The sequence below is a fragment of the Burkholderia sp. Bp9012 genome (assembly GCF_003853825.1).
In the GTDB taxonomy this organism is placed as follows: domain Bacteria; phylum Pseudomonadota; class Gammaproteobacteria; order Burkholderiales; family Burkholderiaceae; genus Burkholderia; species Burkholderia diffusa.
Genome location: NZ_QTQA01000035.1, coordinates 1 through 13,348 on the forward strand (window position 1 = coordinate 1; position 13,348 = coordinate 13,348).

Consider the following 13,348-nt stretch of genomic DNA (forward strand, 5'->3'; position numbering starts at 1 on the left):
AAGGACATCCGCTTCGGCGACAACCTGCCGAAGACGCGCTCGGGCAAGATCATGCGGCGCCTGCTGCGCTCGCTCGCGAAGGGCGAGGCGATCACGCAGGACACGTCCACCCTCGAGAACCCCGCGATCCTCGAGCAGCTCGGCCAGTCGCTCTGAATGACGGGGCCGGCATCGGCCGGCCTTACCCAATCTCTTCGACGCACGCGCGTTCGGGCGGCCATCCCCGCCATGAACGCGTCGCATGCGGCCGACACCCGGCCACGCACGTGCGTTCCGCCGCGCCCCATCGTGCGTATGCGGCCCGCGCGACGGACACCGCTTCGCGGCGGTCCGTCGCATTCCCCGTTCGATGCATCGACGTACAACAACACTGGAGACACCCAATGAAAAACAGAATCGTGATCGGTTGCGCCGCGCTGGCAGGCGCGATGGTCAGCAGCAGCGCCTTCGCACAGAGCAGCGTAACGCTGTATGGCAACCTCGACGCCGCGGTGCTGTACACGAGCAAGACGCTCGACGCCGCCACCGGCGCGAACGCCGGCCATCAGTTCGCGATGACCGACACCGGCATGACGCCGACGACGTTCGGGATGATCGGCACCGAGGATCTCGGCGGCGGACTCAAGGCGAAATTCCAGCTCGAAAGCGGCTTTGCCGTCACCAACGGCGCGTTCGCCCATTCGAACGGCAACTTCTTCGGCCGCCAGGCGTGGGTCGGGCTCGACGGCGGCTTCGGCACAGTCAAGGCCGGCGTGCAGTACTCGCCATTCCTGCTCGCGATCTTCGATTCGGATCCGCGCAGCTTCTCGCACTTCGGCAGCGGGCTGATCAACTACGTCGACAACGTGCTGGTGACGGGCCTGTTCAACCCGAACGCCGTGTCGTACACCAGCCCGACGATCGCCGGCCTCACCGGCAGCGCGATGTTCGCGTTCGGCGGCAAGGCCGGCGACTTCCAGGCCGGCCGCCAGTATTCGGCGAGCCTCAAGTACGAACATGAGGGCTTCATGATCGACGCCGCGTTCTACGACGGCAACGACGGCACCAACCCGACGCCGACGCCGAGCACCGTCGCGTTCGTCGGGCGCACGATCGGCGCCGCATACCGGTTCGGCCCCGTCACCGCGAAGGCGTCGTTCACGAGCTACAAGGTCGGCGGATCGTTCAGCAACAACGTGTATGGCGGCGGCCTCGATTACCAGGCAACGCCGGCCGTCGACCTGAACGGCGGTGTCTGGTTCACCAGCGATCGCAACGACACGGCCAATCACTCGCTGCTCGCGGCCGTCGGCACGACCTACAGCCTGTCGAAGGCAACCGCGCTGTACGCGCAGGTCGCGATGGTCAACAACCACGGTGCGATGAACACCGGGCTCGGGATCAACAACGCGCTTTATGCGGTCACCGGCACGACCGTCGGCGCGAACGTCGGAATCCGCCACATGTTCTGATGCGCAGGTGGCGGTTTCCGTGCCGAATCGCCACCGCCATGCATTCGCAGTCCGAATCATCTCGCGCCGATTTCGGTACGCCAGGAGGCGTTCGGATTCGGCGCGATCTCCATCGCGCACGAATCCGTGCCCGACGTATCACCCATCTCACGCCCGCGCAATCCGCCATGTGCAGCATCCACGCACACGGCAAGATCAGCGTCCGGTATAGACCGCCATCGGCGCGGCCCGGACCGCCGCGCGCCGAACCTGCTGATACGCGGAGTTGCCCGGCTGCGCCATCCGTGTCGTTTTCGACCGGTTTCCGGGCGCATGACCGATAGTCCGCGTTTCCCGTTTCTCTACACTGCTTCACACCAGCACACACCTGCCGGATGTCGCATGACGCGCGCCGCATCACCGACATCACGGCGATCCCGAGACAACCGCCTTCGTTCCCGACGGTTCCGCATCCGCTCGGCCAGCCGAAGGCTCCTCCAGGAGCGTTCTTTGAGTTCATCGCAAGCGCACCCCGCGAAAGCCCGGTCTTCGCGCAAGTCCCTCAAGCTGGACGACATCACGATCGTCGACCCCGCCGTCCTGAAGCGAGCGGTCGGCGCCATGGCGTTCGGCAATGCGATGGAATGGTTCGACTTCGGCGTCTACAGCTATATCGCCGTCACGCTCGGCAAGGTGTTCTTCCCCTCCAGCAACCCGTCCGCGCAGTTGCTCGCGACCTTCGGCACGTTCGCAGCCGCGTTCCTCGTGCGCCCGCTCGGCGGCATGGTGTTCGGCCCGCTCGGCGACCGCATCGGCCGCCAGCGCGTGCTCGCCGCCACCATGATCATGATGGCCGTCGGCACCTTCGCGATCGGCCTGATCCCCAGCTACGCGTCGATCGGCATCATGGCGCCGATACTGCTGCTCGTCGCCCGCCTCGTGCAGGGCTTCTCGACCGGCGGCGAATACGGCGGCGCCGCCACCTTCATCGCCGAATTCTCGACCGACAAGCGCCGCGGCTTCATGGGCAGCTTCCTCGAGTTCGGCACGCTGATCGGCTACACGCTCGGCGCGGCCACCGTCGCGATACTGACGGCGACGCTCTCGCAGGAAGCCCTGCTGTCGTGGGGCTGGCGTGTGCCGTTTTTCATCGCCGGTCCGTTGGGCCTCGTCGGCCTGTACATCCGGATCAAGCTTGAGGAGACGCCCGCGTTCAAGAAGGAAGCCGAAGCGCGCGAAGCGGACGAACGATCGCGCCCGAAACAGTCGTTCGGCACGCTGCTCGTCGAACAGTGGAAGCCGCTGCTCCAGTGCGTCGGCCTCGTGCTGATCTTCAACGTGACCGACTACATGGCGCTGTCGTATCTGCCTAACTACCTGTCGGCGACGCTGCACTTCAACGAAACGCACGGCCTGTTCATGGTGCTGCTCGTGATGGTGCTGATGATGCCGATGACGCTTTACGCCGGGCATCTGTCGGACCGGCTCGGCCGCAAGCCGGTAATGATGTTCGGCTGCGTCGGCCTGCTCGTGCTGTCGGTGCCCGCGCTGCTGCTGATCCGCTCCGGCGGGATGCTGTCGGTGTTCGGCGGAATGATGATCTACGGCACGCTGCTGTCGACCTTCACCGGGGTGATGCCGTCCGCGCTGCCCGCGCTGTTCCCGACGCGGATCCGCTACGGCGCGCTCGCGATCGGCTTCAACGTGTCGGTGTCGCTGTTCGGCGGCACGACGCCGCTCGTCACCGCATGGCTCGTCGATCGCACCGGCGACCTGATGATGCCGGCCTACTACCTGATGGGCGCGTCGTTCATCGGCATCGTGTCGGTGCTCGCGCTGCGCGAAACCGCACGGCGGCCGCTGCCCGGCTCCGCGCCGTGTGTCGCGAGCCGCGCGGAAGCGCAGGACCTGATTCGCCGCGGCGTTGACGAGGGGCGTGTGCGCGACCGCAAGTTCGCGCCGGTCGGCGAACGCGCGTAATCCAGTCATGCAGTGATGCAAGCCGTTGCGTCGTCATGCGACGCCGCGCGGCACCCCCTCGCGGGCGCCGCGCATCTGACTGTCAGCCCGCCGCGAGCTGCTGTTCGTCGAACCAGTCGAGCAGCGTCCGCGTGACGAACGCGGGATTCTCCAGGTTCGAGATGTGGCCGGCGTCCGGCACCAGCACATGGCGGCAACCGATCACGCCCGCCATCTTCGCCGTCTCCGACGGCGGCCGCGCCATGTCGCCCGCGCCGCACATCAGCAGCGTGCGCTCGGCATCCAGTTCAGCGAGCGCTCGGCATCCAGTTCAGCGAGCGCGACGAGCGTATCCGGCCGTCCGAAGATCAGTCGACCGAGCGGGACGATCGACTGCCGCAGCCGGTCGGCCGGAAGGTTCGCGAGCGCGGCGCGAAACGCGGTCGGCACCGGGTCGGCAAGGTTCACGTCCGGCCGGAAGAACAGCGGCACGATCGCATCCAGCAACGGCGGCGCGATACAACCGGCGGCGGCGATCGCGTCGAGCATCCCGAAGTAGCGCAGCCGCGTCGCGTCGGGTTCGGACTCCAGCGACGCATCCATCAGCACGAGCGAGCGCACGCGCTGCGGTTCGCGCAACGCGAGCCGCGCGCCCCACATCCCGCCGACGCTCAGCCCCACGACCGCGCACTGCTCGATCTCCAGCGCATCGAGCAATGCGCTCGCGTGCACGGCGAGGTCGTCGAGCGTCTCGGTGCCGTCGGGCAGCGGGCCCGACGCACCATGCCCCCACAGGTCCGGCACGATCACGCGATAGCGGCTCGCCAGCGCGTCGATCTGCGGCGCCCACATCGCCGAATCCCACAGGTAGCTGTGTCCGAGCAGCACCGGAAATCCGGTGCCGTGATCCTGGTAATGCAGGGTGCTGCCATGAACGATGTGTGCGGGCATGTCGTCTCCGGATGTCAATGCGATCGGCGGCGGCCCGGAAACGGGCGCCGCGATCCGCGGCGTTCTGCGACGAACGCGAAGCGGCGAATCATCGCACAGCTTGCCCGCGCTGCGTGTGACTGCCGTCGCGCGTCCCGCGACGCATGGCGTCGTGCACTTCCGCCGTGCGACCGGGACGACGCCGGACACCGGAATGTCGAGGCTGTCGCCGTTCGAGACATACGCTTGCGTCGATGCGTGCGTGAGCGACGCGGCCAGCGCGAACGCGGCGGCCTCGACGGCCCGCCATGCTGTCTTCATGTTGATGTGAATGCGCCGTGCGTGAAGCGACCGTTAACGTGTTCGCGGCACCGGACGACCTCGGTCGTCCGGTGCCGCGACGGGCGAAACGCACGATCAGAACACTGCGTGCCCGCTGATGAGGCTCGGCAGCCAGGTGGAGAAGAACGGCATGTACGTGACGATGTTGATCGCACTGAAGATCGCGAGGTAATACGGCCACGCCATCTTCGTCGTCTCGCCGATCGACACGTTACCGATCGCGCAGCCGACGAACTGCACCGAACCGATCGGCGGGTGAACCAGGCCGAGCGAACAGTTCAGCAGCAGCATGATCCCGAACTGCACCGGCCCGACGCCGCACGCCATCGCGATCGGCAGGAACAGTGGCGTCGTGATCAGGATGTGCGCGGCCATGTCGACGAACGTGCCGAGGAACACCTGAATGATGTTGATGTACAGCAGCATCAGCCAGGGCGCTGCGGTCGACTGCTTCAGCAGCCCTTCGATCGCATCCGGAATCTCCAGGTACGACATCTGGAAGCGCAACATGTTGGACACGGCGATCAGCAGCAGCACGACGCCCGTCGTGCGCGCCGCATGCGACAGCGCGCGGCGCAGTTTCTCGACGGTCAGCGTGCGGTACACGATCGCGGTCAGCACGAGCGAATACACGACGGCGATCGCGGCCGCTTCGGTTGCGGTGGCGATTCCCTTCGCGACGCACACGAGGATGATCGCGATCACCATCAGGCCCGGCACCGCGCCGACGAAGCTGCGCAGCACCGCATACCAGCCCGGGAACGCCGGCAGCGCGGACGAACCGTCTTCACGGCGCGGATAGCCGTGACGCACGGCTTGCCAGTACGCGGCGGCGAGCACGAAGCCCATGACCCACAGCACCGGCAGGAGGCCGGAAAACAGCAGGTCGCCGATCGACACGCCGCTCACCTGCTGGCCGTGCAGCATTCCCGTGATCCCCTGTGCGGCGAACGCGTAGATGATCATGTTGGTCGACGTCGGCATCAGCGCGCCGGCGAGCGACGCGTGGGTCGTCACGTTGACCGCGTAGGCCGCGCTGTAGCCTTCGCGCTTCATCAGCGGAATCACCACGCCGCCCATCGCGGACGTATCGGCGGTCGGCGAGCCCGACACGCCGCCGAACAGCGTGCATGCGACGACGTTGGCCATCCCGAGGCCGCCTCGGAAGTGGCCGACGGTTGCCTGCGCGAAACGCAGGATCCGGTCCGCGATGCCGCCGTGCAGCATCAGCTCGCCGGAGAAGATGAAAAACGGCACCGCGAGGAACGAGAACGCGTTCATTCCCGAGATCATCGACTGCATCGCGGTCGCGATCGGGAGCCCTTCGACCATATAGGTCAGCACGCAGGCAATCCCGAGCGCGAACGAAACGGGCACCCCGAGCACGAGGAAAATCAGAAAACTGACGGACAGGATCGCGAGTTCCATGGCGTTATTGGCCCGACGAAGAACGACGAAGCGCGAGCAGGTGCTCGAGCGAGAAGAGGATGATGGCGATCGCCGCGGGAATCGTGATCAGGTAGCGCACACCCTCGGGCAGCCCGATGATCGGAATGCGGTCGCCCATCGTCTCGGCAGCCATGCTGCCGCAGCCGACCATGATCGCGATCGCGAACGCGATCAGGCTCAGGTGCTGGATCGCGATCACCACGGTGCGCGCGCCCGGCGACAGGCGCCTCACGAGCGAGTCGAGGCCGATGTGGCCGCCGTCGCGCACCTTCATCGCCGCACCGAACATCGCGATCACGATCACCAGCAGCAACGCGATCGGCTCGACGAAATCGGGCGCGTTCTCGAACACGTAACGCATCACGACCGCGTAGAACACCAGCACCGTGAGCGCCGCCAGACACAGCGACGCGACCACGGCCAGCGCGCGGAACAGCAGGTCGTTCACGCAACGCAGGAGCGGCGCCGCCGCGCGCGGCCGGCACGGTGCCGCACCGTCCGCGACGGCCGCATCCGGCGAGCCCGCGGCCGCCGCGCCATTCAGCGAAGTGCGACGGGTCACTTGGTTGCCTCGATCTCGTCGACGATCTGCTTCATCTGCGGCGTCTTCTCGTACTTGGCCCACAGCGGCTGCATCGCCTTCACGAATGCCGCGCGATCGATCTGCGCGGCGGGCAGGATCTTCGCGCCGCCCTTCGTCACCGTCTGCTGCGCCGATGCCTCGCGCGCGGTCCACAGCTTCTGGTAGTACGGCACCGAATCGGCCGCGGCCTTCCTGATCGCGGCCTGTTCCTGCGGCGACAGCGTGTCCCAGATCTTCTTCGAGAACACCAGCACTTCCGGCGTCATCGCGTGCTGCGTCTCCGAGTAGTCGGGCGCCACCTCGAAGTGCTTGGTTTCCTCGTACGACGGCAGGTTGTTTTCCGCCGCGTCGACGAGGCCCGTCTTCAGGCCCGTGTAGACCTCGGCGAACGGCATCGGCGTCGGCGTGCCGCCCATCGCCCTGATCTCGTCGACCATCAGGTCGGACGGTTGCACGCGCACCTTCAGCCCCTTCATGTCGGCGGGCGTGCGCACCGGGCGCTTCGCATAGATCGAGCGCGCGCCGCTCTCGTAGAACGTCAGCGCGATCATTCCCTTCGCCGCGAACGCGTCGAGGATCTTCTGGCCGGCCGGGCCGTACATCGCCTTGCGGAAATGGTCGACGTCGCGGAACAGGAACGGGAACGACGGGATCAGCGACTCCGGCACGATCTCGTTGAACGATGCGCCGTTCACGCGCGCCATGTCGATCGCGCCGATCCGCACCTGGTCGACCGTGTCCTTCTCGGAGCCGAGCGCGCTGTTGCCGAACACCTTGATCGAGTCCTTGCCGCCCGTCAGCTTCGACAGCTCGTCGCCCATGTACTTGACCGCCATGTTGGTCGGGAAGCTGTCGCCGTGCACGTCCGCCGAGCGGAACACGCGGGCCTGCGCGGACACCGCGAAGCCGGCCATCAGCGCGACGGCCAGTGCGGTACGGGAGCGGGTGAATCGGTGCTTCATCGTCAGTCTCCTTGCTGGTTGCTCGTTGTTTGGCGGCGATCCGGTCGGCCTCCGCATGCATCGATGCACGGCCTTCGCGGATTCGCAGTCATACGTTGTATGACGTGTCGGAGCGAATGTACGTCGGTTAATCGTTTAACTCACTTGGTGCATACCCTATAACGGGCTCTGTAGCGGGCTTGCGGCGGGAGATGGGAAAAAATCGTCTCAACTCGGTGGACTACCTGCAAAACGTTTTCCGTAAACAGGTCTGCATTTGAATCGGCACGATGTTGAATCGCTTTCGCGAGACCGGACGCCGGCTTTCGCTTCTATTTCATTAGTTATAGGATGACTGACTACTGCGCGCCCGCAGCCGCACGATGCCAAGCCAGGACGATCAATCGGCCGTGAACCTCACGCTGCACAACGTGAACCTGCCGGTTTGAGCGTCGACCGCGAACCGCGTCGTCGTGAACGTCGAGGCAACGCGCAATATGCGTCCGGCCAACGTGGTCGAGTTCGTCGACTTCCTCCGGCATCGGACCAGTCAAACCCGTTCGGCTCGACGGGGGCGCCGCCGTTGTAATGATGATGCGATGACGCTATTCCCCGCCGTTACGCGGGAATGGCGTCATCGGGCCCGGTGCGCCCGTCGTTGCGCGCTTCCGGCATGCGGGCCGGCGCCTGCGCGCGTGTACACGCCGCGGGCACGCGCGATGCGTGCTTGCGGCGACATCGGAAATGCGAATGGAGGTGTGCGATGCAGACGACCAGAACGTCGGCCGGTCCGAATCAGGACACGCCGCTGAATCCGGGCGACGAAGGGCCACCCGATGCGCCGGGCGTGGGCGAGGACCTGTGCGGCGTGTGCCGCGGCACGGGCATGGTCGAAGGACAGCCATGCACGGTGTGCGGCGGAACGGGCAAGGTGCTGCAGGGTATTGGCGGCGGATAGGCGAACGACGCGCATGCAGGCCGGTTGCCGCGATGCCCGGACGGGCCGCGCCTCGCATGCGACGCCTCGGCACCGGAATCTGCTGCAACGTGGTATTCACAGCGTCCTGGCCGGACGCGCTCTCAACGACCGAGGCGTCGATCCCGCAGGAACGCGTTCAGCTCGCCGCCCGCATGCTCGATATGCCGCTTGAGCAGCGATGCCGCCGTGCGCGCATCGCCCTTGCGGCACAACGCGACCAGTTCGGCGTGTTCGGATTCGGCCACGTCACGCGCGGCCTCGGACAGCGACAACTGCACGCGCGTGTAGCGGTCGGTCTGCTGCAGCAGCGACGCGACGATCGCCGCCGTCTTCGGCTGGTCGGCCCGCGACAACAACACCTGATGCAGCTCGGTGTTCAGTTCGCCCCAGCGCCCGGACTGGCTCGCATGCAGCACTTCGCTGTATTCCTCGAGGATCGCATCGAGCCGCGCGAAATCCTCGGCGGTCAGCTTCGGAATCGACTTCTTCAGCAGCACGGGTTCCAGCAGCGCGCGCAGTTCGAACAGTTCGGTGATGTCTTCCGGGGACAGCTCCGAGACGATCGCCCCCTTGTGGGGCAGGATCTTGACGAGCCCCTCGCTCTCGAGCTGCACGAGCGCTTCCCTCAGCGGAATCCGGCTGATGCCGAGCTCGGTCGCCAGCGCATCCTGGCGAAGCTGATAGCCGTCGACATACTCCCCTGTCAGGATACGGCGGCGCAATTCGTTCGCCGCGGCTTCGGCGCGCGTGGCGTAGACAAGAGGAGGGCGTTTCTCGTTCATGTTCGGACTGGGGGAAGGCGGTCAGGCAGATGTCGGCGCGGCGGCGGATATTGCATATTTTCTACAATATTAGCAGAGGGCCCGCGCCGTCGAGCCGCCGCCGCATGGGGCTTCACCCTGTCGCGCCCTGCGTTCGGCCGCCTGCGTATGTCGCTTGCCACGCCATTGCTGCTAGTCGAGCGTTGCACTTCCGAGGGCAGGTATCGATTGCAGCAACTGAAAGCCGGGCGCACCACCTGACCGAGCCCACTCTAGTCCCGCACCCAGCACGACTTGGGACCCCAATGGCAAGCAATGGTCAGAGATCTCCGCGCACTTCACCGGTTCCCAGCGCGCTCCGCTGCCGGTTGACTTCCGCCCAAAGCTCATCGCTGTCGTCATCGCGCAGCAGGACCATGTTGTCCAGCTGATCGTCGGTCACGCCGAAGTATTCCAGGATTTCCCGGCGAACCGCATCGATGAACTGCGCGTATTCCGGGGTAGCCTGGGCCTGCGCGTGCAGGGCGTCGTATTCTGCATCGTCCGCGCCGCCGCCATGCTCGTCGATATAGCGCGAGATCCACTGGTCTCGTTCGCGGTCGTAATCGGCTTCGGCGCGCATCGCTTGCACAGCCGTGTAGAAATCCAATTGGGCAAACGCGGCGATCGCCGCCGTTGTCGCCTCGTCGAACGTAGTCGTCATTCCATCTCTCATGTTGGTCATGGCACATGATCGCACGGGTCGCATCGCGACAGGTGCCGCGAATCAGGACGGTGCAACGCGCCGCCCGACGCCGACGTTTGGCCCGTGCGCCCTCGCGCTTGTTCAACGGCCGTATCGGCGTCTCAGGCTTATGCCCCGCACATGTGTCAACGCATCGTCGTTGACGGGAATGACCGTTTAGTCGGCGAAGCCGACGTCTGGGCGTCCGAGCAAACATGGAATCGATCGGTCGCTCGTGGCCGGACTCGGCCGGCCACATCCCCGGCGGGCCAGCGACTGGCTCAACCCGACCCGAATACGTCGTTGGCGGAACGTGGGCGAACGACTGCAATGGATCGGGAACCGGTCGCACAGCATTTAGCTCAGCACGAGCGTGCAACGTACGCAGATTCGTCGATCCGACGTACTTGCACTGTCACAACCGCATACGCTCAATACGACGGGTCGGCTCAGGGAAAGCGAATACCTACCCGACCATTCCGACCGTGAGGTGGATCATACGACCGTGATAGCGAGCTCCTCCGCATACGCATTCAACCGGTCACCTACCCGCACCTTGAGTACATCAATGAACCGTTTGATTTTCGCGTCGACGAACTGACGCGACGAATACATCGCATATACGTTGCGCTGAGCGGTATGGAATTCAGGCAGGACGCGAACCAGCGATCCTTTACGCAAATCGTCCATTGCCGAGAAAGCGGCGATCAGCCCAATCCCCGCGCCCTCCTGCAGCGCCGTGGACATCGCATCCATGTCGTTGACACTGAAGTGCGATCCCGTCGGACGATACGTCGCGTCGCCGGCACTGCCTTGCAGATGCCACTCGTCCGGTGCGTAATCGACCGTGCTCAGGAGCACACATGTGTGATCGACGAGATCTTCCACACATTCGGGAGCCGGATGCCGCGCCAGGTAATCGGGCGACGCCGCCAGAATGCAATGGCTGGCGCCGATCTTCTGGCTCACATACGCCGAGTCCGGCAGCGTGCGCGCAATCACGATCGCTACGTCGAGCTGCTCTTCGAGCAGATTCGGCATCCGCTGCGACAGCATGAGATCGACCGATACTTCCGGGTACGCGTTCCGATAGGCAAGCACGGCCTGCGAAACGAGTTGACGGCCTAATCCCGGCACCGCATGCACGCGCAATACACCGCGCGGCTCCAGCAGCGCATCGCGCGCTTCCGCTTCTGCCTGTTCGATGTCCGAGAGGATCGCAACGCTGCGCTCGTAAAAACGTCGCCCCGCATCGGTGACGACGAGCCGTCGCGTCGAGCGCTGCAGCAACCGGGTGTTGAGATTGTCCTCGAGTACCGAGACCGCTCGGGAAATGTTGCCGACTGTCGTATCGAGGTGGTTTGCGACAGCCGTGAAACTGCCCATCTCGACCACTTTCGCAAACACCGACATCGTGTGAACCTTGTCCATTACGCACCCTGGCTTTGAATTTTTCGTCGAATCGCTGCGTTTCGGCCCGCGCGAGCCTGTGATCATAGGGCCCGCGCCTGTTTCATGCAGGCAGCGCGCAACCCCCTGTCGTTTTTGCGCATCCTTTCAACACGCTTTCATATCGACGGGGGGATTTTCTCTCCCGAGACAAGATTCATTCTTTCCGGCCCCTCTAAGTTGCGGCCCGCTTCACGCCTAGACTTGGTCCCGAAGTCAGGCAATCAGAACGCGGACGTATCAAACCCGAACTCGGCCCGCCACGGCGAATCATCCAGACGCGGCGTGACGCAGGTTCCCCTGTCCGGCTCGTGGCGAACACACATTGAATCGCAATCCTAACCATAAAGGTTACTACCATGGACATCAGTTACGACGCACTTCATCTTTTCATCAATGGCGAATGGATCGGCGCGGGCGAACGCGAAACGGCGCCGGTGATCAACCCCGCCACGCAAACCGAGATCGGTCGCGTCCCGCTGGCGACGGCAGCCGATCTTGATCTTGCCCTGCAGGTCGCTGCACGGACTTTCGACGTTTGGCGCAATACCGCACCAGTCGAACGCGCGCGGATTCTCAAGCGGGGCGCTGATCTGATGCGTGAACGCGCCGACCACATCGCGACCATGATGACGCTCGAGGAAGGCAAACCGTTGGCAGAAAGTCGCGACGAAGTCTTGCGTGCCGCCGATTACTTCGAATGGTTCGCCGAAGAGGCGCGTCGCATCGACGGCCGCGTGGTGCCATCCAACCGCCCGGGCGTGCAACAGCTCGTGAAGAAACAGGCGATCGGGCCCGTCGCCGCATTCACGCCGTGGAATTTTCCGGCGATCACCCCGGCTCGCAAGCTCTCCGCCGCACTCGCCGCCGGATGCAGCGTCATCATCAAACCCGGCGAGGAAAGCCCCGCAACAGCGCTCGCGCTGGCACGTGCACTGGATGACGCCGGTTTGCCGAAGGGTGTGCTTCAAGTCGTATTCGGCGTGCCCGACCAGGTGTCGAAGCACCTCATCGCTTCCCCGGTCATACGGAAGGTGACGTTCACGGGCTCGGTGCCGATCGGCCGTCTGCTGTCGGCGCGCGCTGCCGAAGGCGTCAAACCCATCACGCTGGAACTGGGCGGCCACGGGCCCGTCCTCGTATTCAACGATGCGGATGTCGAAAAGGCCGCGGTCGACGGTGCGGCCAATCGCTTTCGTGGTACGGGCCAGATCTGCATCTCGTCGACACGCTTCCTGATCCAACGCGAAGTCTACGACGAGTTTGTCGGGCACTTCGTGCGCGCTGCCAAGGCCCTCAAGGTCGGGAATGGCATGGATGCCGGCACGCAGGTGGGGCCGCTGGCGAATCCGCGCCAGCTTGCCAAGATGGAGGAGCTCATCGCCGATGCGGTCGAACGTGGCGCAAGGGTCCTCGCCGGCGGAAAGCGTATCGAGGGCGACGGGTATTTCTTTGAACCGACGGTCCTGGCCGACGTACCGAAGGATGCACGTGTGATGCACGAAGAACCGTTCGGCCCGATCGCGGTGCTGATGCGCTTCGATGCCCTCGCCGACGGGCTCGCCGAAGCGAACCGGTTGCCGTACGGGCTCTCCGCCTATGCGTTCACGAGCAGTGCGCGCACGGCCATCGATGTAGCAGACGGTCTCGAAGCCGGCATGATCGGTATCAATCAGTACCGCATCGTTTCGACCGAACTGCCGTTTGGCGGCATGAAGGAAAGCGGCCACGGCTCCGAGGGCGGCACTGAGGGCATCGAGTACTACCTCACGCGCAAATTCATCAGCCAGGCTTGAAGGAG

General features: G+C 64.9%; 10 protein-coding genes and 1 pseudogene. 4 read left to right on the plus strand and 7 right to left on the minus strand.

What is annotated here, in order from left to right; all coding sequences use genetic code 11:
* Positions 1-383: 383 nt before the first annotated feature.
* A complete protein-coding gene (locus DIE11_RS31915; protein ID WP_124629434.1) occupies positions 384-1,451 on the plus strand; it encodes a porin in 1,068 nt (355 codons plus the stop codon).
* A 489-nt stretch (positions 1,452-1,940) separates the two neighbouring features.
* Complete coding sequence (gene proP, locus DIE11_RS31920) at positions 1,941-3,410, plus strand: glycine betaine/L-proline transporter ProP (protein WP_059600638.1); 1,470 nt, start codon at positions 1,941-1,943, stop codon at positions 3,408-3,410.
* Positions 3,411-3,492: 82 nt separating this feature from the next.
* Here the strand turns inward: proP and DIE11_RS31925 are convergent.
* The 4 genes and pseudogenes from DIE11_RS31925 to DIE11_RS31940 all read right to left on the minus strand — a co-directional run bounded on the left by DIE11_RS31925 (position 3,493) and on the right by DIE11_RS31940 (position 7,655).
* A pseudogene (locus tag DIE11_RS31925) lies at positions 3,493-4,340 on the minus strand (alpha/beta fold hydrolase).
* A 396-nt stretch (positions 4,341-4,736) separates the two neighbouring features.
* Positions 4,737-6,089, minus strand: a complete 1,353-nt coding sequence (locus DIE11_RS31930) for a TRAP transporter large permease (protein ID WP_059449222.1) — start codon at positions 6,087-6,089, stop codon at positions 4,737-4,739.
* Positions 6,090-6,093: 4 nt separating this feature from the next.
* A complete protein-coding gene (locus DIE11_RS31935; protein WP_124629435.1) occupies positions 6,094-6,672 on the minus strand; it encodes a TRAP transporter small permease in 579 nt (192 codons plus the stop codon).
* A complete protein-coding gene (locus DIE11_RS31940) occupies positions 6,669-7,655 on the minus strand; it encodes a TRAP transporter substrate-binding protein (RefSeq protein ID WP_124629436.1) in 987 nt (328 codons plus the stop codon). The genes DIE11_RS31935 and DIE11_RS31940 overlap by 4 nt, the downstream gene beginning before the upstream one ends.
* Positions 7,656-8,397: 742 nt before the next feature.
* Between DIE11_RS31940 and DIE11_RS31945 the strand changes: the two genes are divergently transcribed.
* The gene (locus DIE11_RS31945; protein ID WP_059600650.1) at positions 8,398-8,592 is read left to right on the plus strand and encodes a hypothetical protein; all 195 of its coding nucleotides are present in this window, start codon (positions 8,398-8,400) and stop codon (positions 8,590-8,592) included.
* Positions 8,593-8,714: 122 nt separating this feature from the next.
* Here DIE11_RS31945 and DIE11_RS31950 read toward each other — a convergent pair whose 3' ends face one another.
* From DIE11_RS31950 to DIE11_RS31960, 3 genes are all read right to left on the minus strand, one after another.
* The gene (locus DIE11_RS31950; protein WP_059600652.1) at positions 8,715-9,395 is read right to left on the minus strand and encodes a GntR family transcriptional regulator; all 681 of its coding nucleotides are present in this window, start codon (positions 9,393-9,395) and stop codon (positions 8,715-8,717) included.
* Between the two features lie 298 nt (positions 9,396-9,693).
* Positions 9,694-10,077, minus strand: coding sequence for a hypothetical protein (locus DIE11_RS31955; RefSeq protein ID WP_059684678.1), 384 nt, complete (start codon positions 10,075-10,077; stop codon positions 9,694-9,696).
* 516 nt (positions 10,078-10,593) lie between these two features.
* The gene (locus DIE11_RS31960; protein ID WP_124629437.1) at positions 10,594-11,529 is read right to left on the minus strand and encodes a LysR family transcriptional regulator; all 936 of its coding nucleotides are present in this window, start codon (positions 11,527-11,529) and stop codon (positions 10,594-10,596) included.
* Between the two features lie 377 nt (positions 11,530-11,906).
* Here DIE11_RS31960 and DIE11_RS31965 point away from each other — a divergent pair, with 377 nt between their 5' ends.
* Positions 11,907-13,343 carry an NAD-dependent succinate-semialdehyde dehydrogenase gene (locus DIE11_RS31965; protein WP_124629438.1) on the plus strand — a complete coding sequence of 479 codons (1,437 nt, stop codon included), beginning with the start codon at positions 11,907-11,909 and terminating at the stop codon, positions 13,341-13,343.
* The last annotated feature ends 5 nt before the right edge of the window (positions 13,344-13,348 follow it).